This window comes from Rhodococcus mengyinensis, from assembly GCF_048381435.1.
Classification (GTDB): Bacteria; Actinomycetota; Actinomycetes; order Mycobacteriales; family Mycobacteriaceae; genus Rhodococcus_F; species Rhodococcus_F opacus_D.
Genome location: NZ_JBLWIT010000038.1, coordinates 112284 through 135127, shown reverse-complemented (window position 1 = coordinate 135127; position 22844 = coordinate 112284). Strand labels below are relative to the sequence as shown.

Below are 22844 nucleotides of genomic sequence, written 5' to 3'. Positions count from 1 at the left end.
TCAGCGCAGGCCCTCCGGAAGGTCGTGCTCGGACACCGCGACTCGCTGCTCGGGGCTGGTCCGGATGTGCTCGGACTCGGGGATCCGGCTCTGCAGGAAATCCCATTCGACCTGATCGATGGCGTCTTCCGCGCGGGAACGCACCGCCGCGTCACGGGTGCCCCACGCGATCGGCATCGGGCTGACCATCTCCCACGTGGCGGCGTCGTTGCGGGTGCTGCGGTCGTTCAGGAGTGCGACGGACGGCACCCTGTCGCCCACCCTCTGCTTCTGACCGGTCCGGATCGGAACGTTGCGAGTGACGAGGGCGTACGACGCCCGGCCCGCGGAGGGCTTCGCGACGTCGATCAGCGACAGCAGGGTGACCGCGCGGGGATGGACCTCCGAGACGACGGCAGGCACCAGCGGGCTCTTCGCGTACAACTCCTCGATGCTGCCGACCTTCTTCGGCACCCAGAACGCCACCCACACGGACGTCAGTGCGGCGATCGCCACGACGACACCGAGGATGATCGACCAGGGGTGGGCGAGCAGGATCAGACCGGCAGCGGCGGCCGCGAACAGCAGCGCCACCACGATCGCCGACACCTGCAGGCGTCGCATGTCGGCGAACGTCTGGTTGACAGACTTCGCGTAGGGCCGGTCGACGGTGAACTCGAAATGTCGCACGGCCCCAGCTTAGAGGCCCCGGTCCGGTGGCAGGCGGTCACCCGATGGCGGGGCCCAGCAGATCGTCCGCGTCGGTGATCCGGTACGCGTACCCCTGCTCGGCGAGGAAGCGCTGCCGGTGGGCGGCGTACTCGGCGTCGAGCGTGTCGCGTGCCACCACCGAGTAGAAGTGGGCCTGGCCGCCGTCGTGCTTGGGTCGCAGCAGGCGGCCCAGACGCTGAGCCTCCTCCTGGCGAGAACCGAACGTACCCGAAACCTGAACGGCGACAGACGCTTCCGGCAGGTCGATCGAGAAGTTCGCGACCTTGCTGACGACCAGCGTCTGGATCTCGCCCGCCCGGAAACGGTCGAACAGCTCCTCGCGCTCCTTGTTCTTGGTCGACCCCTTGATGACCGGGGCGTTCAACGCCTCACCCAGTTCGTCGAGCTGGTCGAGGTACGCGCCGATGATCAACGTCGGTGCATCGGTGTGCCGTTCCAGGATCGACTTCACCACCGCGATCTTGGTGTGCGCGGTGGAACACAACTTGTACCGCTCGTCGGGTTCGGCGACCGCGTACGACATCCGTTCGGCGTCCGTCAGCGTCACCCGCACCTCCACGCAGTCGGCGGGCGCGATCCACCCCTGCGCCTCGATGTCCTTCCACGGCGCGTCGTACCGCTTGGGCCCGATCAGCGAGAACACGTCGCCCTCACGGCCGTCCTCGCGCACCAGGGTGGCGGTGAGGCCGAGGCGTCGACGGGACTGCAGGTCGGCGGTCATGCGGAACACCGGGGCGGGCAGGAGGTGCACCTCGTCGTAGATCACGAGACCCCAGTCGCGGGAATCGAAGAGCTCCAGATGCTTGTATTCGCCCTTGGTGCGCCGGGTGATCACCTGGTACGTGGCGATCGTGACCGGACGGATCTCCTTGCGCTCGCCCGAGTACTCGCCGATCTCCTCCTCGGTGAGCGACGTGCGTGCGATCAGCTCACGCTTCCACTGCCGTCCCGCGACCGTGTTCGTCACCAGGATCAACGTGGTGGCCTTCGCCTTGGCCATCGCCGCCGCACCGACCATCGTCTTACCCGCACCACACGGCAGGACGACGACACCGGACCCGCCCGCCCAGAACGAGTCGGCGGCCATCTCCTGATAGTCGCGCAGGTGCCACGTGCCGTCCGCGGACCCGGGGGACGTGCCGTCGAAGTCCAGGTCGATGGCGTGCGCCTCACCGTCCACGTACCCGGCGAGGTCCTCCGCCGGCCAGCCGACCTTGAGCAGCAACTGCTTGAGACGACCGCGCTCGCTCGGGTGAACCACCACCGTGTCGTCGTCGACGCGCGCACCGAGCATCGGGGCGATCTTCTTGTGCCGGGTCACCTCGGTGAGGACCGCGCGGTCCAGGCTGACCAGCGTCAGACCGTGGGCCGGGTTCTTCACCAGCTGCAGGCGCCCGTACCGGGCCATCGTGTCGACGATGTCGACCAGCAGCGGCTGGGGCACCGCGTACCGGGAGAAGTTGACCAGTGCATCGACCACCTGCTCGGCGTCGTGTCCGGCGGCGCGCGCGTTCCACAGGGCCAGCGGGGTGATCCGGTAGGTGTGGACGTGTTCGGGCGCGCGCTCGAGTTCCGCGAACGGCGCGATCGCCTGACGGGCGTCGTTCGCGCGTTCGTGATCGACCTCCAACAGCAGGGTCTTGTCGGATTGGACGATCAACGGTCCGTCGGTCACGGAAGCCTCCTCGAAAATGCGGTGCCGGATGTAGCCAGCCTGTCCATTGTCCTGATCTGAGCGACACCGCGCCACGTCGCGGCCTTCGACGCGGCCCGATACCCGCACATCCGGGGCGGTCGGGGCCTAAATTGAGGGACAGCCGGATGGATCGACCCAGAGACGAGGCTCGCGATGACCCAGCCCCCCGACGACCCCAACCGTCCCGATCCGAACGTCCCCGGCGAACCGCCGAACAACCCGCAGCAACCGTACCCGCAGGGTGCGTCGCAGCAGCCCTACCAGCAGGGTCAGTACCCGCAGCAGCCGTACCCGCAGGGGCAGTACGCGCAGCAACCCGGCCAGTATCCGCCCGGCCAGTACGGGCAGCAGCCCGGCCAGTACCCGCCCGGCCAGTACGGGCAGCCGCCGAAGAAATCGCGGAAGGGGCTGTTCATCACCCTCGGCGTCGTCGCCGTCGTGATCCTCGCCGCTATCGCCGCGTTCGCTGTGTTCGCCGTGAAGAGCGCCGACAAGAACGCTCTCGACGTCGGCGACTGCCTCTTCTTCGAGTCCGCGTCGACGACCGCGGCCGACACCTCACACGAGAAGCGGGACTGCTCCGACAGCGAGGCCACGTACGAGGTGGCGCAGAAGAACGACGGCGACGTCCAGTGCGCGGAGGACTACTTCTCGTACACCCTCGTGAGCGAGGACGAGGACGTGCAGACCACGCTCTGCCTCGTTCCGAACATGCTCGAGGACTCCTGCTACCTACTCGAGGACGACGGCCGGATCGTGCCGTCCGACTGCACCGACATGCAGACCGTCAAGGTCGTGAGACGCGCGGACGGCCAGAACGACGAAACCCTGTGCAACGAGTTCGACAACGCATTTCCCATCGCGTTCTCCGAACCCGAGCGCACGTACTGCATCGAGGTCAATCTGGGTGGCTAGCCCCCGTGAGTACTTATTAACCGCCCGTGGTTAACAAGTACTCACAGGGAGTTAAATTCACGGGAATTGAGTCCGTTGAACTGCACGTTCCTCTTCGATAGCGTTCGAGATCAACCGAAATCACTGCGCGCGGGGAAGGTGGGAACGATGGCGCGAACCCAGCCCGACACCCGGCGTGGTGCCGGTCGTTCCGGCGCCAGCGCGGGCACGGTGCTGCGCACCGTCCTCGACCACGGGCCGATCGCGCGCAGCACGATCGCGCGGGTAACCGGACTCTCACCCGCGACGGTGACCACCGCCAGTGCGCAGCTCGTCGAACGCGGTCTGCTGCGGGAACTGCCGGAGATCTCGGGTCCCACCGGTCTGGGACGGCCACACGTCCCGGTGGACCTCGACGACACCCGCTTCGTGGTCTACGGCATCCACCTGGCGATGACCCACGTGACCACCGCGTTGCTCGACCTGCGCGGGCAGGTGCTGGCCCGATCCCGTGATCCGCACTTCGGGCTCGGACCGGCCGAGATCCTGCGGAACGCCGTGACGACCCTCGAGGGGCTGGCCGCCCGACACGGTGACGTGTCTGTCCCGATCGGCGTCGGATTCGCGGCCGGTGGCTGGATCGACTCGGAATCAGGCGTGGTGCGTGAGCATCCGATCCCCGGGTGGAACGGATACCCGGTCCGGGCGGATCTCGAGCGCCGCACGGGTCTGGACGTGCGGATGGATTCGCACGCGCGCGCCCTCATCGACGCGGAGGTGTTGTTCGGGGAGCCGAGGGCACGGGACAGTGTGGTGCAGCTCTTCGTCGGGAACGTGGTGGACGCCGCGTTCGCGACCGGAGGCGTGGTCCACCACGGCCCGCGCGCGGCGGCAGGCGCGGTGGCGCACGTGCCCGTCGAGAACAGCGTCGAGGAGTGCGCCTGCGGGCGTACCGGATGCGTGCAGGCCACCCTGTCGGATCGGGTGCTGGTGCGTAGGGCGATGCAACTCGGCATCATCGAGCGGCCGATTTTCGGCGACCTTCTCGACGCGGGTCGACGTCGGCAGCCGGCGGCTTTGGCACTGTTCGAGGAACGGGCGCACGGCGTGGGGGTGGTGGCTGCCCGGCTGCTCGATCTGTTCAATCCGGAGGTCCTGATCGTCTGCGACCAAGGCGTGAGCCGGATTCCGGGCAGTCTCGACACGGTTCGGCGAGCAGTCGGGGAGTCGTCGGCGACATGTGACGACCCGTCACGGTCGGTGCTGTCCACCAGTTTTCCGGGGCGGGCACTGCCGGTATCCGCCGGTTCCGTGATCCTCGCGGAGCTCTACCGGGCGCCTCTCACCAGCTTCGTGCGGCCGTTGGCCGGCATATCGTGACGTGTATCACAGGGCCGGAGTTAATTCGGTGGGAAGCAATGTTGACGTCGATTGCGCTGGATCGCAAGGATATTGGTGTGAACACCACCATGGCGGACAGTGTGCGTACATCCTCGTGTCGCTCCGAGTCCTGTTGTCGCCGCACGCGACCGGGTCGCATCTGACGCCTCCGCGCTGACTTCGGCGGACGCTCGAAACACCTTTCCGTTCTTCCTTTCTCGCTCCACTGTGGCACCCGACCGACCGCGTCCGGTGTGCCCGACCGGAGATCACATCCTTCGAAGGATCAATCATGTCCAGTTCACTCGTGTCTTCCGCCGGGTATGGTCGCCTCACACGCGCCGCCTTCGCCGGCGTCGTGGCGCTCGGGCTCGCGTCCTGCTCCTCCGGTTCCTCCGGCGGTCTGGCTCTCGATGACGCTGTGCCCGATCAGGTTCCGGACGGAACCTCGCTCAGCGTGTCGATCAAGACCACCCGGCTTCAGCTCGAGGCGACCGGCCAGCTCGCGGACCTCCCGTTCACCGTGTCGGACTGGCCGGACGTCAGTGCCGGTCCCGACGTGATCCAGGCCTTCCGGGGCAACGCGGTCGATCTGGCCACCAACGCCGCGATCCCGCCGATCCAGGCGCACGCCACCGGGCTCGACGCGAAGATCGTCGCGGTCCGGGAGAAGGAACAGCCGCAGTACCGGCTGGCCACCGCTCCCGGCTCGGACATCACGGAACTGCCGGACCTGCGGGGCAAGAAGATTGCGTTCTCACCCGGGCAGGCGCAGGGTGTGGTGATCCTGCGAACGCTGAAGGCGCAGGGTCTGACCACGAAGGACGTCCAGCTCGTCGAACTCCCCAGCCCGCAGTTCCTCACCGCGCTGCAGTCGAAGCAGGTGGACATCGCGCCGCTGTCGGAGCCGACGGTGACGAAGTACCTGAACCAGTACGGGCCGGACGGAGCCACAGCGTTGGCCACCGACGCCGTGGACGCGCTCACCGTGCTCTGGGCACCGGTTGAGGTTCTCCAGGACCCGGCCAAGGCCGCGGCGATCAAGGCGTTCATTCCGTTCTGGGCCCGCGGGGAGATCTGGGCGTGGGAGAACCAGGACGCCTGGATCCAGAAGTACTACGTGGAGAGCGAACAGGTATCGGCCGAGGACGGCAAGCGCATCGTCGCCTCCGTCGGGCAGCGCCCGGTCTACCCGGCCAACTGGGACGCCGCCGTCGAGTGGACGCAGGACACCGTCCAATTGCTCTCCGATGCAGGCTACTTCAGTGAGTTCGATGCCAACGAGTTGTTCGACCGCCGATTCGAGACGATCGCCGCCGACGCTGTTCCGGCCGAGTACCGGGGCGGTGTGCAGCGATGACCAGCACTCTCTCCGCGCCGGCACCGGCGCGCACCGTCGCCCCCGAGGCCCCGAGGCTCGGCGTCGCCGATCGGCAGATCCGCCGACTCGGGTTGCGTAAGGCGTTTCCGTTCTCCCGGCTGGCCGGTGTCCTGCTCCTCCTCGCGGTGTGGGCGGTAGGGAGCCTGACCGGCCTCATCGACGCGCGAAAGCTGTCCGCGCCGTGGACCGTGGTCACCACGGCCGTCGACCTGATCTCCACCGGCATCCTGCAGGAACACGTCCTCGCGTCGTTGAGCCGCGCCGCCACCGGTTTCGCATTCGGCGTGGTGATCGGGACGGCCCTGGCCGTCGTCGCCGGTCTGACACGTTCCGGTGACGCCCTGATCGACGGACCGATCCAGCTCAAACGCGCCATCCCGACGCTCGGCCTCATCCCGCTGCTGATCCTCTGGCTCGGCATCGGCGAGACGTTCAAGATCGTGATCATCGCGCTCGGTGTCGTCGTCCACATGTACATCCAGACGCATAATTCGTTGACGTCGATCGACAACCGGTACGTCGAACTCGCCGAGGTCCTCGGGTTGTCCCGGGCCACGTTCATCCGCAAGGTCGTACTGCCGGGTGCGATGCCGGGATTCTTTCTGGGACTGCGCCTCTCGGTGACCGGTGCCTGGCTCACCCTCATCGTCGTCGAGGGAATCAACGCGGTGACCGGTTTGGGAAAGATGATGTACAACGCACAGAACTACGGACAGTCCGACGTGATTCTCGTGGGGCTCGCGGTCTACGGCATCTTCGGTCTCCTGTCCGACTCCGTCCTCCGCTACATCGAAAGGCGGTCGCTGTCATGGCGCAAGACGCTCGCCGGCTAGAACCCGCCGCCGTGCAGGTGCGATCCCTCGTCCGCGGATTCGGCGACAAGGCCGTCCTCGACCGCTTGGACCTCGACATTCCCGACGGGCAGTTCGTGGCCCTGCTCGGAAAGAGCGGGTCCGGCAAGAGCACGCTGCTCCGCGCGCTCGCCGGCCTCGACTACGACGTCGAGGGCCGCGGCGGAACCCTCACGGTGCCCGAGGAGGTGTCGGTGGCATTCCAGGACTCACGACTGCTGCCGTGGCTGAGGGTGCTGGACAACGTGACGCTCGGACTGGGCCGCAGCGGCACGAGCAAGGGAACGTCGGCGCTCGCGGAAGTCGGGCTCGCGGGCCGGGAGAAGGCGTGGCCCAGCGAACTGTCCGGCGGTGAACAGCAGCGGGTGGCGCTGGCCCGAGCGCTGGTCCGCGAGCCCCGACTGTTCCTGGCCGACGAGCCCTTCGGTGCTCTCGACGCGCTGACCCGGATCAAGATGCACGCCCTCCTGCAGGAGTTGATCCGCCGCCACCGCCCGACCGTCCTGCTCGTCACACACGACGTCGACGAAGCGATCGCGCTCGCCGACCGGGTGCTCGTTCTCGACCGCGGGCAGATCGTCGTCGACGAGAGCATCGACATCCCGAAGCCGAGAGCGCTCGGCGACAGCAAGTTCCACGAGTTTCGCAACACGCTGCTCGGCGCCCTCGGCGTCGAGGTAGCGGCACAGTAAGGGAGTTACACCATGAGTTCGTCACCCCAGCGCCGGCTGCATCTCAACGCATTCCTGATGGCGATCGGACACCACGAGGCCGCCTGGCGCCTGCCCGAGAGCGATCCGAACGCCAATCTCGATATCAAGCACTACATTTCGTTGGCGCAGACCGCCGAACGCGGAAAGTTCGACTCGGTGTTCCTCGCCGACAGCCCGGTGCTGTTCAGCAATCCGGAACGCAGGCCGAGCGGCAAGCTGGAGCCGACGATCATCCTCACGGCGATCTCCGCGGCCACCGAGAAGATCGGCCTGATCGCGACCGCGTCGACCAGCTATAACGAGCCGTACAACCTGGCGCGGCGGTTCGCGTCCCTCGACTTCGTCAGCGGCGGACGCGCCGGCTGGAACATCGTCACCACGGCCGGCGCCGATGCGGCACAGAACTTCGGTCTCGACGACACTCCCGCGCACCGGAGCCGGTACGAGCGGGCCGCGGAGTTCGTGGAGGTGTCCACCAAGCTGTGGGACAGCTGGGAGGACGACGCCATCGTCGCGGACAAGGAGGTCGCGATCCATGCCGACTCCGCCAAGGTGCACGTCATCGAACACGAGGGCCGGTTCTTCACGGTGCGGGGACCCCTCAACGTGCCGCGGTCACCGCAGGGATATCCGCTGCTCGTGCAGGCCGGGTCGTCCGAGGACGGAAAGGATTTCGCCGCCCGGTACTCGGAGGCCATCTTCACCGCCCAGCCCACCCTCGACGAGGGGAAGGCGTTCTACGCGGACGTCAAGGACCGTGTCGCGAAAGCGGGCAGGGACCCCGAGCAGGTGCTGATCCTGCCCGGCATCGTGCCGGTCATCGCTGACACTGAAGAGGAGGCCCGCGAGCTCGAGGCCGAACTGGAGAGGTTGATCTCGCCGGAATACGCCCGCAAGCAGCTGGCGCAGCGGTTCAATCTCGAACCGGAGCAGCTCCCGCTCGACGAGGAACTTCCCGAGGACTTGCCGTCCGAGGACGAGATCGAGGGTGCGAAGAGCCGGTACACGCTGATCGTGGACCTCGCCCGCCGCGAGAAGCTCACCGTCCGGCAGCTGATCGGGCGACTCGGTGGTGGTCGCGGCCACCGCACGTTCGCGGGCACCCCGCTCCAGGTGGCCGACACGATCGAGTACTGGTTCCGGAACGGCGCCGCCGACGGATTCAACATCATGCCCGCGGTCCTGCCGTCCGGGCTGGAGAAGTTCGTCGACTCCGTTGTCCCGATCCTGCAGGAACGCGGACTCTTCCGCACCGACTACACCGAGACCACACTGCGCGGGCACTACGGCTTGCCGCGGCCAGCCAATCAGTTTGCGGTCGAGAAGGATTCCACGCTGGTGTCTGCGCAGTGACGACGGAAGCTTCGAGGGAGAACGTCGGCTGGCTGCGGTACCTGTTCGGGTACTGTCTGCGCCAACGCCGCAATCTCGTTCTCGCGTACGGCGCGGCGGTGGTGGCGGCCGCGGCCACCGCCACCATTCCGCTGGCCGTCCGGCACGTGATCGACAACGCCGCGGTCGACACGAATCATGCACTGGCGCCGTGGATCGCGGTACTCATCGCTCTCGCATCGCTCCGTTTCGCCGCCGCGTACACGCGACGGTACCGCTCCGGGCAGCTGTCCCTCGGAGTGCAGTACGACCTGCGGGGCGACGCCTTCCGGTCCCTGCTGCGGCTGGACGGCGTCAAGCAGGACGGGCTGCAGACCGGGCAGGTGGTCAGCCGGTCGATCTCGGACATCACGCTGATCCAGATGCTCCTGCAGTTACTGCCGCACATGGCAGGGAACCTGCTGATGTTCGCGATCTCCCTGGCCGTGATGGCCGTGCTGTCGCCGATCCTCACCCTGGTCGCCCTGGCCGTCCTGCCTGCGTTGTGGTTCATCTCGATGCGCAGCCGCGTCGACCTGTTTCCCGCCAATTGGCATGCCCAGGAACAGGCGGCGATCGTGGCCGGGGGAGTCGAAGCCGCCGTCACGGGGGTGCGCGTCGTCAAGGGATTCGGCCAGGAAGGCCGCGAACTCGAAGACCTCGAGAAGCGGGCACGGGACCTCTTCCGTTCCCGGCTGCGCGTCGCACGGCTGACCAGCCGGTACAACCCTGCACTGCAAGCGGTCCCGATGCTGGGGCAGGCACTCGTCCTGGCACTCGGAGGATGGCTGGCGCTGCACGGCACGCTGTCGCTCGGCACGTTCGTCGCCTTCACCACGTACCTGGCGTCGTTCGCCTCGCCCGTGCGTCAGCTCGCCACGCTGCTGACCGTGAGCCAACAGGGCCGGGCCAGCGTCGAGCGCGTCCGCGAGGTGATCGACAACGCCCCCGCCGTCACGACCCCACCCGGCGCCGTGGACTTGCCGCGCGGTCCCCTCGAGGTGGTGTTCGACGACGTGGCCTTCGGATACGACCCGTCGAATCGCCTCCTCGACGGACTGTCCCTGCGAATCGCACCCGGCGAGACGGTGGCGGTGGTCGGCGCGGCCGGATCAGGGAAATCAACTCTGGCCATGCTTGTTCCGCGGTTGTACGACGTCGACGCGGGTGCGGTCACCGTCGGGGGGATCGACACCCGCCGGCTGTCGCTCGACTCGCTGCGCTCCGCGCTCGGCGTCGTCTTCGAAGACAGCTACCTGATGTCCGAGACGATCCGCGCCAACGTGTCCTACGGCCGGCCGGATGCCGACGAGGCACTGGTGCGTGAGGCTCTCCGCGTGGTGCAGGCGGAGGAATTCGTCGACGCACTGCCGGACGGCCTCGACACCGTCGTGGGGGAGCAGGGGGTGACGTTGTCGGGTGGGCAGCGGCAGCGGATCGCCCTCGCCCGGGCATTGGTGACCGATCCGCGGATCCTGGTGCTCGACGACGCGACATCGGCGGTCGACGCCCGTGTCGAGGCCGCCATCCACCACGAACTGTGCGTCGCGACCAGCGAACGGACCACGCTGATCATTGCGCATCGCCGGTCGACGCTCGCATTGGCCGACCGTATCGCGGTCCTGGCGCACGGGCGCATCGTCGATGTGGGCACGAGCGCCGAACTCGACGAGCGGTGCCCCCTGTTCCGCGCGCTGCTGTCGAGCGCGGACGACGTGACCGCTCCGGACACGTCGAACGAGCCACCGGACGTCGACGGTGTCACCGCCGAACTGTGGCGCCGGGAGGACGGCGACGAGGCTTCCGGGATGTTAGATGCCAGAGCCGCAGCGGCTTTCGCGACCGCAGCCGCGGGTGCCAGTGGGCCGTCACGCGGAGGCGCGTCGGGCGGCATCCTCTCGTCGGCGCCGCCCAGCCCCGAAGTAATGGCTCGGCTCGACGACCTGCCGCCACTCACGGGAGACCCCGACGTCGCCGCGGACGAGGCCCGGGCCGCCGACCCGGCGTTCGGACTCCGCTCACTGCTGCGTCCGCTCCTCCTGCCGCTGGTCGCAGGCTTGGCGCTCGTCGGGCTGGACGCCGTCGCGCAGATCGCGGTGCCGGTCCTCGTCCGTACCGGGGTGGACCGGGGAGTGCTGCAAGGCGCCCGCGACCTGCTGCTCCTCGCGGCGGCCGCGACCATTCTGGTGGTGCTGCTGGACTGGGCCGTCAACATCGCCCAGGCGCGGGTGACCGGGCGGACGGGCGAACGGCTGCTGTACACATTGCGGGTCAAGACGTTCGCGCAGCTGCAGCGGCTCGGGTTGCAGTACTACGAGCGAGAACTGGCCGGCCGGATCATGACACGCATGACCACCGATGTCGACAGCCTGTCCAACTTCCTGCAGACAGGTCTGGCGACGGCGGTGGTGAGCGGGCTGACGATTTCCGGTGTGCTGGTGGCACTCCTGGTGATCGACGCGGAACTGGCCTTCGTGCTGGTCCTCGTGGTGCCCGTCCTCGTCGCGGCCACGGTGGTGTTCCGCCGAAAGTCCGTGCCCGCCTACGCGGAGGCGCGTGATCGCGTCGGGGTCGTCAACGCCTACCTGCAGGAGAACGTGACGAATATCCGCGTCACCCAGGCATTTCGGCGCGAGGATTACAACGCGGCCCAGTTCGCCCGGCGGGCCTGGGACTTCCGGGAGTCGCGGCTACGGGCCCAGCGGTACATGGCCCTGTACTTTCCGTTCGTCGAGTTCCTGTCGGTGGTCGCGACCGGGCTGGTGCTCGCCGCAGGGACGGCGCGGATCCACGGCGGAACCCTCACCGTCGGCACCCTGATCGCCTTCGTGCTCTACGTCGAACTGTTCTTCGCGCCCGTACAACAGCTTTCGCAGGTGTTCGACGGCTACCAGCAGGCGGTGATCGGACTCGGTCGACTGCGGGGGCTGATGAGGACCCCGACCACCACGCCGCAGGCAGGCGATCCGATCGTCCTCGACCGCCTCCAGGGCGGCATCGTGTTCGACGACGTCCACTTCGCGTACGAATCCGGCAAGGGAGAGGCGCTGCGAGGGGTGGCGCTTCGCATCGAACCGGGCGAGACGGTCGCCCTCGTCGGTCAAACCGGCGCGGGCAAGTCGACGGTGCTCAAGCTGCTCGCCCGGTTCTACGACCCCACGCAGGGTGCGGTGCGCGTCGACGGTATCGACACCCGGTCACTCGACCTCGCGTCGTTCCGGCAGCGACTCGGAGTCGTACCGCAGGAGCCGCACCTGTTCGGCGCCACCGTCCGCGACGCCGTCGCCTACGGGCGCCCGGACGCGACCGACGCGGAGGTCGAGGCCGCAAGCCGAGCCGTCGGGGCCCACGAGATGGTGTCCGGCCTCGCCCTCGGATACCTGCAGCCGATCGGGGAGCACGGGCGCAACCTGTCGGCCGGACAACGTCAGCTGCTGGCACTCGCCCGCGCCGAACTGGTGGACCCCGACATCCTGCTGCTGGACGAGGCCACGGCGTCACTGGACCTGGCCACCGAGGACCGCGTCCGGCTCGCGACCGAGAACCTGTCCCGGCGGCGCACCACCGTCGTCGTGGCGCACCGGTTGAGCACCGCGGCGCGAGCCGACCGGGTGGTGGTCCTCGACGGCGGACAGGTCGCGGAAGTCGGAACACACGACGAGCTGCTCGACCGGGGTGGTGTCTACCGGGAACTCTGGGACGCCTATGCGGCTTCGCCGCCCGTGAGTACTTATTAACCGCCGGACGTTAACAAGTACTCACGGGGCCGGAGGCCATGGTCAGGCGCCGATCGACGCCTTCATCATCGGCAGCATGGCCCACAGCTGGTCCTGCCAGTAGCCCCAGCTGTGGGTTCCCGTCGCCGGAAAGTCGTAGTGCGCGCCGATGCCGAGGGTGTCGAGCCGCACCTGGAAGGCACGGTTCTGGGCCAGCGCGATGGCCTCGAGACCCATGCCGGTTCCGACGTTGAAGACGTCGATGGCGGATTGCGGCTGATCGTGCGGGCCGGGGAGGCCGGCGCCCGCCGAGATCCACATCGGCAGCCCGCGCATGAGGGGCGCCGCGACGAACGGGTCGTTGCGGAGCCACGCCGGATCCCACGGCGGGCCCCACATGCAGTCGGCGTTGTAGCCACCGGAGTCGAGCATCGCGATACGGATCGCCTCACGCATGCCCGGGGCCGACAGGTTCAGGTACCCGGACATCGACCCGGCGAACGTGAACTGGTCGCGGTGGTAGGCGGCGAGGATCAACGCCGCGTTGCCGCCCATCGACAGTCCGGCGATGGCGTTGCTGGTGCGGCTGATGCCGTAGTTGTTCGCCAGGAAGTCGGGCAGGTTCTGGGTGAGGAACGACTCCCACTTGTACGTGTACGGCTGACCGTTGGTGTTGCTGGGCGCGTACCAGTCCGTGTAGAAGCTGGACTGTCCGCCGACCGGTTCGACGACGGTGATCCCGTGGTCGGACAGCCACGCGGCGTTGGTCTCGTGCTCCCACCCGCTGACGTCGTTGGTCGCGCGGAGGCCGTCGAGGAGGTAGAGGGCTTTGTTGCTGCCGTTGTTCGCGAGCCACATCCGCACCTTGATCTGCCCGACCCCGCCGGGTGCGTCGACCCAGTGCTCACGCAGACGGCTGTACGGGTCCGCCGAGGCCGTTCCGCCGCCGACGAGGACGAACGCCAGCGGCAGGATCACCACGGCAACCATCAGCCGGACGACGCCTCGTAACCAACTTTGTGACGGCTTCGTTGCTGTGACAATCACGGTTCTGCCTCCTGGTAGTCGTCCCCGGCCAGGTACATACCAGCATCACGGTATTGCGCGTCCCGGAATTCCTCGGCGTTTGCGCAGAATCGTTATCTGACCCGTGAGTACTTGTTAACCGCCTGTGGTTAACAAGTACTCACGGGTCAGTCGACGCGGGCGACGGACGTGATGCGGTGAAGGGTGAACCGCCGGACCGCGCCGCTCGCCGGGTCGAACGCGTCGAGCTGGCCGCCGCCGACGCTCACAGGATCGACGATGCGGTGCGTCGCCACACCCTGAGCGTCGACGTAACCGATGGTCACGCTGGTGCGTTCCCGCGCCGCCGCGTTGAGCAGGGCGATGGTCGCGGCGCTACTGGCCCGCGACCCGTCGGAGCGGATGCTGCCGGATCCCCGGGCCGACGCGGCCAGGTCGCCCGCGCGGAGGGTCCGGACGACCGCGTCGAGTTGGGCGTCCGTGGCGACGGCCGGGGTGCGGCCGGCGGGAGCCTTGCGCCGGGTCACGACCCGGGCGCCGCGGGGGCGCAGGTCGACCAGGGCGCCGGACGAGTCCTCGCCTGCGGGCGCGAAACCGGCCGCCCGCAGTTCGCCCAGTACTTCCCGCAGCGGTGCCTGCGACACCGCCACCGTCGGAGCCAACGCACGCAGGGCCAAAGTTGCGGCCACCGGCGACGCCAGGACCTCCGCGAGCAGGGTGGGGTCCTCGCAGCGGACGAAGGACGCCGCGACCCCGGCCCGGAGCCGCCCGTGCCGCCTCGCGACGTCGTCGATCAGATACGACAGCGACTGCGGGACGGGTGTGCGCGACCGGGTCGCGAAGAGGCTGTGCAGTTCGGCGGCCGTCATCCCGACGTCGAGGGCACGCCGGACGCTGTCTTCGCTGATCCGGTACATCGACGCCGCACCGGCGGACTCGATGTCCGCGACCAGGGTGATCTGCTCGAGCAGGTCCGGAGTCAGCGGTCCGGGGGCGACGACGGTGAGGTCGGCCTGGACGAGGACGTGGTCGACGGGTTCAGGCAGCGACGCGTGCATCTCGGCCTCGGCGTCGCCGCCGTGGAGCAGTGCGCGTCCGGGGGAGCTGAGCGCTCCGCGGGCGACGAGTCCGAGCGTCGCGGCCTCGTCGAGGGTGCGTTCGACCGCGTGGACCCGCAACCGGGCACCCCAGCGGGGGCGGCGCCACGCCAGCAGTCGGCTGACCTCCGCCGGATCCGCGGAGTGGCCGCTGCCCAGCTCCGCCAGCAGTCCGAGTATCGCCTGCCGGTCGCGCGGCGCGGACGGCGCGCGCACCTCCTCGGACAGCGCGGCGACCGGTTTGTCGTTGGCATCGCGCATGCCGATGAACCACGCCATGCGCGGGAGTTCCAGCCATGCGGCGGCCAGAGCGTGCCACCGCCGGGCGACCGGCGCGGTGAGCCAGTTGTCGACCGCGGTGGTCGGGGCCCAGTAGTTCTCCCCGCTGTCGGACGTCGGCGCCGGATCCGGGGTGCCGCCCGCGATCAGTCCCGCGGCGGAGAGTAGTTCGACGAGCAGGCTCAGCCGGTTCTCGTCGATGCCGGACGTCTTGGCGATGCGGCGCAGTTCGCGGACACCGAGCCCACCTGCCCGCAGGGAGGGCGCCGGGATCTCGCCGAGAGCCTTGACGACGTCCTCGCAGTGGCGAACCAGTTCGAGCGCCTCGCCTGCCGCGGCGGCGTTGATGTCGGCCGGCTTGTGCTTGCGGCCCGTCACGGTGGGCGCGGCCAGCGACGTGGGGTCGAAGACGGCCTCCCCGCGCAGGACCTGCCGCACCTGATAGGGCAGTTCGACGGTTTCGTCGTCGATCCACCGCAGCAGCCCGGCCGCGAGGAGCCGCTGCACGGGACGGTCGGGGGGTGTTCCGGGGGCGGCGTCCCGGGTGCGTCCGATCGAACTCGACTTCGACAGGGTCTCGAGGATGTCCCGCTCGACGCTCTGCAGTCCGGCCAGCGCGGCCGTGATCCCGGGTTCGTCCAGCGTCTCGACGGGTTCGGCGCTGCGTCCGACCCGCCACGGGATGGTGGCCACGACAGCGGGAACGATGCGCAGCGACGTCTTGTCCCCCCAGACGATCCCCACGGACCGCAGGCCGTCCAGCGTGGCGTCGACGGACTTCTTCGTCGCCTTCGACCCCACCGCGTCCTGCAGGGTGGCCCGCGGCACGGCGACCTCGTCGGCCCGTTCGAGCGCCAGCAGTTCGAGGATGCCGAAGTCCAGCGACGTCAGGTTGTCGGCCGCGCGGGCCACCGATGCCCGCTGTTCGGCGCGGCCGGCGAGGACGACGATCGTGGCAGGCGGTGGAACCGCCAGGTCGGGTCGCTTGCGGAGCAGATCCGTCAGTTCGGCGTCGCTGCGCGCGGCCAGCCAGTCCGCGAGGGTCGCGGCGCCGCGCGGGGAGGCAGCGGTGCCGTTGGTGCTCGCGGTGGCGTCGTCGGTGTCGGTCATCGACTATCAGATTAGAGACCTGGGCTGTACGTCGCCGAATGCTCCTGTCAAAATGGCACCGTGGCTAACAATTCGAAGAAGCAGTACGTGGATCCAGGGTGGCCCGAAACCGCCGATGGAGATAGCGCCGTGACCGAACTGTCGTCGAGCCGTGCGGGCGGATTGTCCCCGTTCGGCGAGGACACCGAGTTCCCGCTGCCGGCGGACTCGCTGCCGTACGCGCATCCGCACACCGTGATCAACCGCTGACCCGACGACACAAGAGGGGCCCTGCACCGGATCGGTGCAGGGCCCCTCTTCTGTGAATCGCGGGGGATTACTGCGGGAGCAGTCCCTTGTTCGCGTCGATGAGCTGCAGGATCTGGGGATCGATCGCGATGCCCTGGGCCTTGACGGCCTCGATCGCGCTGTCGACGACACCGGCGTACTGCGAGGTGCCGTTGGTGCTGGGGACGCCGCCCGTGAGGTCGGGGAGTGCCGGCGCCGCGGGGGCCTCGGGCACGGTTGCGGGGGCGGTGCGCTGGGTGGGTGCGCTGCTCAGGCCGAGGCTCGAGGAGCAGGACGGCCATGCGCCCCAGCCCTGGGAGTCGAGGACCTTCTCGGCGACGACGATCTGCTCTTCACGCGAGGCCTGGTTGGCGGTGGCTGCGTACTGGGTGCCACCGTGTGCGTTCCAGGTGCTCGGGGAGAACTGGAGTCCGCCCTGGAAGCCGTTTCCGGTGTTGATTCCCCAGTTTCCGCCGGACTCGCACTGCGCGAGGCGGTCCCAGTCGGAGTCGGGTGCCGCGTTCGCGGTGCCCGAGAAGGCGGCTCCGGCGACGCCCATGATGGCGCCGGTGACGGCGACCTTGGCGACGGTGCGGCCGGTGGTGGTGGGCTTGCGATGGCGTCCGCTCATAGTGGTCGAGATCCTCTCCACACGCGCCTGCGAGGTCAGCTGTCGGGTTCGGGCTGAGAGGTCGCCCGGCCTCGCCTCTCCTGGCTGGAGAGGGTCTGGCTTCACCCCAAGATCCGAGTGTGCGAGGCACATTCGGGCCGGTGTCCGTCTGAGAACTTGCGTTCCCTGGAGGACTTTGGGTCCCCCGTCCTCGTCCCTGGAATGCTTCGTCGGGACTCCGGTACCCGCGGGACGAGGTTTGGCGCGGCGGGCCGGATGTGGCCGATGTTTCCTCGGCCGGTGACGACGGTAACGGGCCGAGGCCGCAGTGTCACCATTTGATAACGCGGAGTGTCTTCGCCTGTTGCGGGGCCTCATTGGGCGCGCAGGAACTCTTCCCAGCTAGTGGCGACAAGACGTGCGTATCGCCGAGCCGTTGCCCTTCCGTTACCGGGCCGTTATGTGAGTAAGCTCACATCACTGGGGAGCGTCGATGATGTCCTTGCCGAGGGGCATGAGCGAGATGGGGATCATCTTCAGATTTGCGACCGCGAGGGGGATCCCGATGATCGTGATCGCCATGGCGATTGCCGTGACGACGTGCCCGATCGCGAGCCACAGACCGGCGATGACGAACCAGATGACGTTGCCGATCAGCGAGGCCACACCGGCCGTCGGCTTGTCGACCACGGTCTTCCCGAACGGCCACAGCGCGTAGACGCCGACCCGGAACGACGCGATGCCGAACGGGATCGTGATGATCAGGATGCAGCACAGGATTCCGGCGACGAAGTACCCCAGCGCCAGCCACAGACCGCCGAAGATCAGCCAGATGATGTTGAGCAGAATTCTCATGATCGTCCCATCGGTCGGTGGTCGGGTGTGTCAGCGCGAGCGTCTGCCCTGCCTCAGTGCCGCGACGATTCCGAGGAGGAATCCGATCGGGCACGCGAGGGCGATGAGATAGAGAACGAGGCCCGGTTCGGAATCGGAGAGCACCGGGGTCAGGAAGATCGCCACGATCGCGACGAAGCCGACCGCGAAGAGGGCGAGTGCGACGCGCAGGAGTCCGTCGCCCCTCCGGGGTGTCTGAGGAGTGCTCGAAGGAGTCGGTTCGTGGGCCACACCAGCAACGATAGTGCCTGGAAACCCGGATGCCGGAGGGGGTCTCTGCAAGGTAGACTGTGGGCACTGCGCGTCCCGCACCAGAGGTGGGGCGCGCTGTTTTGCATACCAAGTGCAACCAACTGCACTCCAAGTGATGAGCGGGTGAACGCGGTGCCGACCGGCAAGGTGAAGTGGTACGACGTCGAAAAGGGCTTCGGCTTTCTGTCGCAGGAGGAGGGGGAGGACGTCTACGTGCGTTCGTCCGCTCTTCCCGAGGGCGTCGAGGGCCTCAAGGCCGGTCAGCGCGTCGAGTTCGGCATGGCCGCCGGTCGACGCGGCCCCCAGGCTCTGAGCCTGAAGGTGCTCGACCCGGCGCCGTCGCTGCGTCAGAACGCCGCACGCAAGGAGCCGTCCGCCAAGAAGCACACGCCGGACGAACTCCACGGCATGGTCGAGGACATGATCACGCTGCTCGAGGCGAAGGTCCAGCCCGATCTGCGCAAGGGCAAGTACCCGGACCGCAAGACCGCCCAGCGCATCTCCGAGGTGGTCCGCGCCGTCGCGCGCGAGCTCGACAGCTGATTCGACGGACAACGGGAAGGCCCCTGCGCTTCGGCGCAGGGGCCTTCTTCGTGTGTCGTGTCAGGCGGTCTTGATCGACCAGGCTGCCCGGGCCTGCGTGAGCCCCTGCTCGTCGATGACGGCGGACGGCAGCTGGATCTCGACGCCGGCCAGCTGCAGGTCTTCCGAGGAGGGCACGGTCACGGCGCGGGTCTCACCGGCGCGGTGAGCCTGTTCCTGGACGAGGACCTGCCCCGACGCGTCCTGGTAGACGACGAGCATGCGCCACGGCGCGTCGACGATCTCCTGTGGCAGCGACAGCTGCAGCGAGGAGCCGGGTGGCACGTCGAGTTCGGCGAGGTCGCCGGTCGTGCAGTCCTCGAGATACAGGTTGCAGTACGCCAGCGGGGGGATCTGCTCGGCCCGGTTGTGCGCGAAGGCGGTGATCTCGGGCAGGCGGGGCGAGGAGTTGCGGACCAGTGCGTACAGGACTCCGACGAAGGCCACCAGGACCACCATCAGCCCCACCACGATCAGTGCCAGGATCTTCTTGGTTCGCGCCTGCATTCTCACTTACGTCACATTTCCTGTCGATCGGTCGGCCCGGTGGGTCGAGTGGGGCTCGGTCACTTCTTGTTCGGCCAGGTCGGGACGTTTGCCGCCGAGCCCGGGCAGGAGGGTGCTCCCGCGGTAGGTGAGGACGGTCTGGACGAGCCCGATGGTCATGACGGCAGACACCACGGAGAACCCGATCCAGTATTCGGTGGGCAGGAGGACGCCCAGCGCGCCGCCCACGACCCAGCTCAGCTGGAGGACCGTCTCCGACCTACCGAATCCGGACGCGATCGATTCCTCGGGCAGGTCGTGCTGCAGCGACGCGTCCAGCGACACCTTGGCCAGGGCGCTGGCCGCCGACGCGACGAGGGTGGCCAGGGCGGCGGTCAGCAGATTGTCGGTGATCGCGGCAAGAACCGCGATGATCCACACGGCGCCCGTGCAGCGCAGCACGATGAGGGCGGGGCGGCCGAGTTTGATCCGGGCGCCCGCGGCGTTGCCTGCGAAGTTGCCGATGCCTGCGGCGGCGCCGACCAGGCCGAGCATGGCGGCCTGCACCAGCGGCTCGTGGTCGGTCTTCGACTTCGCGACGAACGCGATGTACAGCGTGAGGAACCCGGTGAGCACGCGGATGGTGCTGTTTCCCCACAGTCCGGTGATGACCGCACGGCCCAGCGGTTGCCTGCGTTTACCGGATTTCGCGGTGGCCGCGGCTTCGGCCTGCAGCACGCGGGTGCGGCCCAGCACCTCGGTCGGGTGCTCGTCGCCGTGGTAGGTGAGGGTGGCGGGCACCTCGCCCTCGGTGACCTCCACCCACGACGGGATCCGCATGCTGAGGTACGCGCCGAGGGCGGTGATGACCGCCGCCAGCCACAGCGCGCCGACGGACCCGGTGGCCATCGCGAGACCACCCGCGAGGGCGCCGGCACCGATGGTTCCGCCGAGCAGTCCGAACACGGTGAGCCGGGAGTTGACCCGCACCAGGTCGATCTCCGGTGGCAGCACACGTGGTGTGACCGCACTCTTGAGCACCGAGAACGACTTGCTCAGCACCATCATTCCGAGCGCGGCCGGATACAGCACCCAGCTGTCGAAGTTGAAGACGAGAACGATCGCCAGGATCGTCCGGAGACCGAACGACGTGGCCAGCGCGACGCGACGGCCGTGCTGAAGCCGGTCGAGCATCGGACCGATCAGCGGAGCGATGACGGCGAACGGGGCGATGGTGATCAGTAGGTACAGCGCGACCTTCGTCTTGTCCTCGCCCGTCGCGGCCGAGAAGAACAGGGTGTTCGCCAGGGCGACGGCGATGGCCGCGTCGGTCGCGTTGTTGGCCATCACCGCGTAGGTCAGCGCGGTGAGCCCCGACTTGTCCGCGCCGTCCGCCTTGGCCGCGCGATGGAACGTCGCGATGCCCTTGTTGGTGAGTTCCCGGCTGCGCATCGCCGCGACCCGGGTGACGGTGAGCTTGCGCGGCATCGGCGGCGCTTTGGGGGCGTCGGCCCGTTCCTCGTCGGAACGGGGACGCTGCCCGCCGCCGACCGGATGGAGGGGAGGGAGCGGTGTGCGTCGACCTCCCGAGCGTGCGGCGGGCGGGTATTTGTCGTAGCCGGGATGAACGGGGGGCCCGGAATTCTCGTCAGGAGCCCGACCGCCGTCAGGCTCGTAGGGTTCGCGCGGTCCGGTCACTCCCTAATTCTGTCCTAGTCGGGAGACATGCGACCACAGCAACCCCGGCCAATGCTGGTCAGATCGGCCTGTCAGGGAACGAACTGCACCTCGAACATGCGCGGCCAGTACTTTCCGGTGACGAGGAAGCGGTCCGTTCCCGGGATCTGCGCGATGCCGTTGAGGACGTCGACGTCCCGCGGGCCGGGCGGGAGCGCGTCGCGGACGGCCGAGGCGTCGATCTCCGCGGTGACCCGCCCGTCCGAGGGATCGATGCGGACGAAGGTGTCGGTGGTCCAGACGTTGGCGTAGATGGCGCCGTCGTCCGCGCATTCGAGTTCGTTGAGGCGGCCCAGCAGGTTTCCGTCCCGCACCGCCTGCACGGTGCGCCGTGGTTCGAACGTGACCGGGTCGCGGAACGTGAGGGTGGGTGAGCCGTCGCTCGTGACCAGTGCGTCGGGCAAGGCGCAGATGCCCCACCCTTCGCCGTCGAACGGGACGCGCCGCTGTTCGGCGAGTGTCGCGCGATCGCGGGCGACGGCAACCCCGTCACGCCACGTCAGCTGCCAGACCGTGTCGCCGCTCACCGTGATGCCCTCGCCGAACAGGGGCGACGGCAGTTCCGCGCGCGTCCGGACGGTGCCGCTGTCGAGGTCGGTGGCCTGCACCCAGGACTCACCGGGCCGGCCGGTGCCCTCGAGCAATTCGGTGCCGTCGATCTCGAGTCCCTGGGTGAACGCATTCGGGTCGTGGTCGAGGGTGCGGAGGATCTCCACACGAAGGTCCGCACCGGACGCGCCCGCCGCCACGGGACTCTGCGGGGAGCACGCGGTGACCATCCACGCCACCGCGAGCAGGGCTGGGACGAGGTGCCTCCGGCCGGTCATCGGACCAGCATGACAGCCCAGGTGGGCACGCACTTGCGGTGGTGCGGCAAACTGGTGGTGTGAGTGTTGCTTCTTCCGACGAGCGCGCAGTGGCGCGTCCCGTACTGACCGACGCCGTCGAGCTCGCCCGAACCGCCTTGGTCGAACTGCAGGAAGGGGGAGTCGGCGACTACCTGGGCGTCACGTCCGAGGACGCGTGCGCCGCGACTCACCGTTTCGTTGCGGACCTTCCGGGCTACCGGGGCTGGCAGTGGGCGGTGGTGGTGGCTGCCGATCCCGAAGCGGACCATGCCACCGTCAGCGAACTCGCCCTCCTCCCCGGACCCGATGCGCTGGTCGCACCCGAGTGGATCCCGTGGGACCAGCGCATTCGCCCCGGCGATCTGTCCGCGGGCGATCTGCTGGCACCGCCGGCCGGTGACCCCCGCCTCGTCCCGGGCTATGTGGCGACGGGTGACCCCGAGATCGACGAGACCGCCCTCGAACTCGGCCTGGGCCGCAAGCAGGTGATGAGCCTCGAAGGCCGCGTCGACGCTGCTGAACGCTGGCACGACGGCGACTACGGCCCCGATTCCGAGATGGCCAAGGCCGCGCCGTCGACGTGCGGGCTGTGCGGCTTCTACCTCCCGCTCGCCGGTTCGCTGCACGCGTCGTTCGGGGTGTGCGGCAACGAGATGGCCGCCGACGGGCACGTTGTCGACGCGGCCTACGGTTGCGGCGCCCACTCCGACACCCTGCTGCCGACGGGTGCCGGTTCGCCGCAATTCGACGCCTACGACGACGGCGCCGTCGAGGTAGTCGAGCGGGCCGTCGCCGAAACGGAGAACGAGCCCGAAGCTGCTGCCGAGGTCACCGAGGCCGAGGAATCCGCATCGACCAGCTAGCCGATCCTTTCGGCACCGCCGCCCTGAGGGATTCGACGCTTCTGGCGTGGCGAACGTCCCCGACCCGTCTGCGGGAGGAT

The 22844-nt window shown here is 68.5% G+C and carries 20 protein-coding genes and 1 riboswitch; of the genes, 10 read left to right on the top strand and 10 right to left on the bottom strand.

Annotated elements, in window-relative coordinates; translation table 11 throughout:
• Together ACNJ7E_RS05360 and ACNJ7E_RS05355 are read right to left on the bottom strand one after the other, a co-directional pair.
• Positions 1 to 669: a DUF3239 domain-containing protein gene (locus ACNJ7E_RS05360; RefSeq protein WP_271210701.1), complete on the bottom strand. Its 669-nt coding sequence runs from the start codon at positions 667 to 669 to the stop codon at positions 1 to 3.
• A gap of 37 nt (positions 670 to 706) precedes the next feature.
• Positions 707 to 2386 carry a DNA repair helicase XPB gene (locus ACNJ7E_RS05355; protein WP_009477999.1) on the bottom strand — a complete coding sequence of 560 codons (1680 nt, stop codon included), beginning with the start codon at positions 2384 to 2386 and terminating at the stop codon, positions 707 to 709.
• A 174-nt stretch (positions 2387 to 2560) separates the two neighbouring features.
• Between ACNJ7E_RS05355 and ACNJ7E_RS05350 the strand changes: the two genes are divergently transcribed.
• From ACNJ7E_RS05350 to ACNJ7E_RS05320, 7 genes are all read left to right on the top strand, one after another.
• Positions 2561 to 3322: an LppU/SCO3897 family protein gene (locus tag ACNJ7E_RS05350; protein WP_418339322.1), complete on the top strand. Its 762-nt coding sequence runs from the start codon at positions 2561 to 2563 to the stop codon at positions 3320 to 3322.
• A 147-nt stretch (positions 3323 to 3469) separates the two neighbouring features.
• Positions 3470 to 4681 (top strand): ROK family transcriptional regulator, encoded by a 1212-nt coding sequence (locus ACNJ7E_RS05345; protein WP_418339321.1) that lies wholly within the window; start codon positions 3470 to 3472, stop codon positions 4679 to 4681.
• A gap of 292 nt (positions 4682 to 4973) precedes the next feature.
• Positions 4974 to 6041, top strand: coding sequence for an ABC transporter substrate-binding protein (locus ACNJ7E_RS05340; RefSeq protein WP_280778633.1), 1068 nt, complete (start codon positions 4974 to 4976; stop codon positions 6039 to 6041).
• A complete protein-coding gene (locus tag ACNJ7E_RS05335) occupies positions 6038 to 6895 on the top strand; it encodes an ABC transporter permease (protein WP_418339320.1) in 858 nt (285 codons plus the stop codon). The genes ACNJ7E_RS05340 and ACNJ7E_RS05335 overlap by 4 nt, the downstream gene beginning before the upstream one ends.
• The gene (locus ACNJ7E_RS05330) at positions 6871 to 7605 is read left to right on the top strand and encodes an ABC transporter ATP-binding protein (RefSeq protein WP_280778631.1); all 735 of its coding nucleotides are present in this window, start codon (positions 6871 to 6873) and stop codon (positions 7603 to 7605) included. The genes ACNJ7E_RS05335 and ACNJ7E_RS05330 overlap by 25 nt, the downstream gene beginning before the upstream one ends.
• 12 nt (positions 7606 to 7617) lie before the next feature.
• Positions 7618 to 8979 carry an LLM class flavin-dependent oxidoreductase gene (locus tag ACNJ7E_RS05325; RefSeq protein WP_418339319.1) on the top strand — a complete coding sequence of 454 codons (1362 nt, stop codon included), beginning with the start codon at positions 7618 to 7620 and terminating at the stop codon, positions 8977 to 8979.
• On the top strand, positions 8976 to 12734 hold the full coding sequence (locus ACNJ7E_RS05320; RefSeq protein WP_418339318.1) for an ABC transporter ATP-binding protein: 3759 nt from the start codon (positions 8976 to 8978) through the stop codon (positions 12732 to 12734). Before ACNJ7E_RS05325 ends, ACNJ7E_RS05320 begins: the two co-directional genes overlap by 4 nt.
• A gap of 42 nt (positions 12735 to 12776) precedes the next feature.
• Here the strand turns inward: ACNJ7E_RS05320 and ACNJ7E_RS05315 are convergent, their stop codons facing one another.
• Together ACNJ7E_RS05315 and ACNJ7E_RS05310 are read right to left on the bottom strand one after the other, a co-directional pair.
• Positions 12777 to 13760 (bottom strand): alpha/beta hydrolase, encoded by a 984-nt coding sequence (locus ACNJ7E_RS05315; RefSeq protein WP_280778628.1) that lies wholly within the window; start codon positions 13758 to 13760, stop codon positions 12777 to 12779.
• Positions 13761 to 13906: 146 nt separating this feature from the next.
• Complete coding sequence (locus ACNJ7E_RS05310; RefSeq protein WP_418339317.1) at positions 13907 to 16225, bottom strand: helicase-associated domain-containing protein; 2319 nt, start codon at positions 16223 to 16225, stop codon at positions 13907 to 13909.
• A gap of 60 nt (positions 16226 to 16285) precedes the next feature.
• On the opposite strand from ACNJ7E_RS05310, the gene ACNJ7E_RS05305 reads away from it, so the two are divergent.
• Entirely contained in the window at positions 16286 to 16474 is a 189-nt protein-coding gene (locus tag ACNJ7E_RS05305; RefSeq protein ID WP_025431899.1) for a hypothetical protein, read from the top strand.
• Positions 16475 to 16541: 67 nt separating this feature from the next.
• On the opposite strand, the gene ACNJ7E_RS05300 is transcribed toward ACNJ7E_RS05305, so the two are convergent.
• From ACNJ7E_RS05300 to ACNJ7E_RS05290, 3 genes are all read right to left on the bottom strand, one after another.
• Positions 16542 to 17123, bottom strand: coding sequence for a transglycosylase family protein (locus tag ACNJ7E_RS05300; RefSeq protein ID WP_005255273.1), 582 nt, complete (start codon positions 17121 to 17123; stop codon positions 16542 to 16544).
• 8 nt (positions 17124 to 17131) lie between these two features.
• Positions 17132 to 17345: riboswitch (cyclic di-AMP (ydaO/yuaA leader) on the bottom strand.
• A 234-nt stretch (positions 17346 to 17579) separates the two neighbouring features.
• Positions 17580 to 17957: a YccF domain-containing protein gene (locus ACNJ7E_RS05295; RefSeq protein ID WP_280778625.1), complete on the bottom strand. Its 378-nt coding sequence runs from the start codon at positions 17955 to 17957 to the stop codon at positions 17580 to 17582.
• Between the two features lie 30 nt (positions 17958 to 17987).
• Positions 17988 to 18227 (bottom strand): hypothetical protein, encoded by a 240-nt coding sequence (locus tag ACNJ7E_RS05290; RefSeq protein WP_280778624.1) that lies wholly within the window; start codon positions 18225 to 18227, stop codon positions 17988 to 17990.
• 153 nt (positions 18228 to 18380) lie between these two features.
• Between ACNJ7E_RS05290 and ACNJ7E_RS05285 the strand changes: the two genes are divergently transcribed.
• Positions 18381 to 18791, top strand: coding sequence for a cold-shock protein (locus tag ACNJ7E_RS05285; protein ID WP_005255275.1), 411 nt, complete (start codon positions 18381 to 18383; stop codon positions 18789 to 18791).
• 60 nt (positions 18792 to 18851) lie between these two features.
• Here the strand turns inward: ACNJ7E_RS05285 and ACNJ7E_RS05280 are convergent, their stop codons facing one another.
• From ACNJ7E_RS05280 to ACNJ7E_RS05270, 3 genes are all read right to left on the bottom strand, one after another.
• On the bottom strand, positions 18852 to 19337 hold the full coding sequence (locus tag ACNJ7E_RS05280; RefSeq protein ID WP_283330731.1) for a DUF2771 domain-containing protein: 486 nt from the start codon (positions 19335 to 19337) through the stop codon (positions 18852 to 18854).
• Positions 19338 to 19343: 6 nt separating this feature from the next.
• On the bottom strand, positions 19344 to 21014 hold the full coding sequence (locus ACNJ7E_RS05275; RefSeq protein ID WP_280778622.1) for an MFS transporter: 1671 nt from the start codon (positions 21012 to 21014) through the stop codon (positions 19344 to 19346).
• A 71-nt stretch (positions 21015 to 21085) separates the two neighbouring features.
• Complete coding sequence (locus ACNJ7E_RS05270; RefSeq protein WP_418339316.1) at positions 21086 to 21880, bottom strand: glutaminyl-peptide cyclotransferase; 795 nt, start codon at positions 21878 to 21880, stop codon at positions 21086 to 21088.
• A gap of 38 nt (positions 21881 to 21918) precedes the next feature.
• On the opposite strand from ACNJ7E_RS05270, the gene ACNJ7E_RS05265 reads away from it, so the two are divergent.
• Entirely contained in the window at positions 21919 to 22764 is an 846-nt protein-coding gene (locus ACNJ7E_RS05265; protein WP_280778620.1) for a DUF3027 domain-containing protein, read from the top strand.
• Positions 22765 to 22844 lie beyond the last annotated feature (80 nt).

What these genes read in the sequence shown, in the direction of transcription:
- ACNJ7E_RS05350 (WP_418339322.1), top strand. Translation starts at nt 2,561, where the DNA reads ATGACCCAGCCCCCCGACGACCCCAACCGTCCCGATCCGAACGTCCCC.
- ACNJ7E_RS05345 (WP_418339321.1), top strand. Translation starts at nt 3,470, where the DNA reads ATGGCGCGAACCCAGCCCGACACCCGGCGTGGTGCCGGTCGTTCCGGC.
- ACNJ7E_RS05325 (WP_418339319.1), top strand. Translation starts at nt 7,618, where the DNA reads ATGAGTTCGTCACCCCAGCGCCGGCTGCATCTCAACGCATTCCTGATG.
- ACNJ7E_RS05300 (WP_005255273.1), bottom strand. Translation starts at nt 17,123, where the DNA reads ATGAGCGGACGCCATCGCAAGCCCACCACCACCGGCCGCACCGTCGCC.
- ACNJ7E_RS05270 (WP_418339316.1), bottom strand. Translation starts at nt 21,880, where the DNA reads ATGACCGGCCGGAGGCACCTCGTCCCAGCCCTGCTCGCGGTGGCGTGG.
- ACNJ7E_RS05340 (WP_280778633.1), top strand. Translation starts at nt 4,974, where the DNA reads ATGTCCAGTTCACTCGTGTCTTCCGCCGGGTATGGTCGCCTCACACGC.
- ACNJ7E_RS05295 (WP_280778625.1), bottom strand. Translation starts at nt 17,957, where the DNA reads ATGAGAATTCTGCTCAACATCATCTGGCTGATCTTCGGCGGTCTGTGG.
- ACNJ7E_RS05335 (WP_418339320.1), top strand. Translation starts at nt 6,038, where the DNA reads ATGACCAGCACTCTCTCCGCGCCGGCACCGGCGCGCACCGTCGCCCCC.
- ACNJ7E_RS05330 (WP_280778631.1), top strand. Translation starts at nt 6,871, where the DNA reads ATGGCGCAAGACGCTCGCCGGCTAGAACCCGCCGCCGTGCAGGTGCGA.
- ACNJ7E_RS05310 (WP_418339317.1), bottom strand. Translation starts at nt 16,225, where the DNA reads ATGACCGACACCGACGACGCCACCGCGAGCACCAACGGCACCGCTGCC.
- ACNJ7E_RS05280 (WP_283330731.1), bottom strand. Translation starts at nt 19,337, where the DNA reads ATGCAGGCGCGAACCAAGAAGATCCTGGCACTGATCGTGGTGGGGCTG.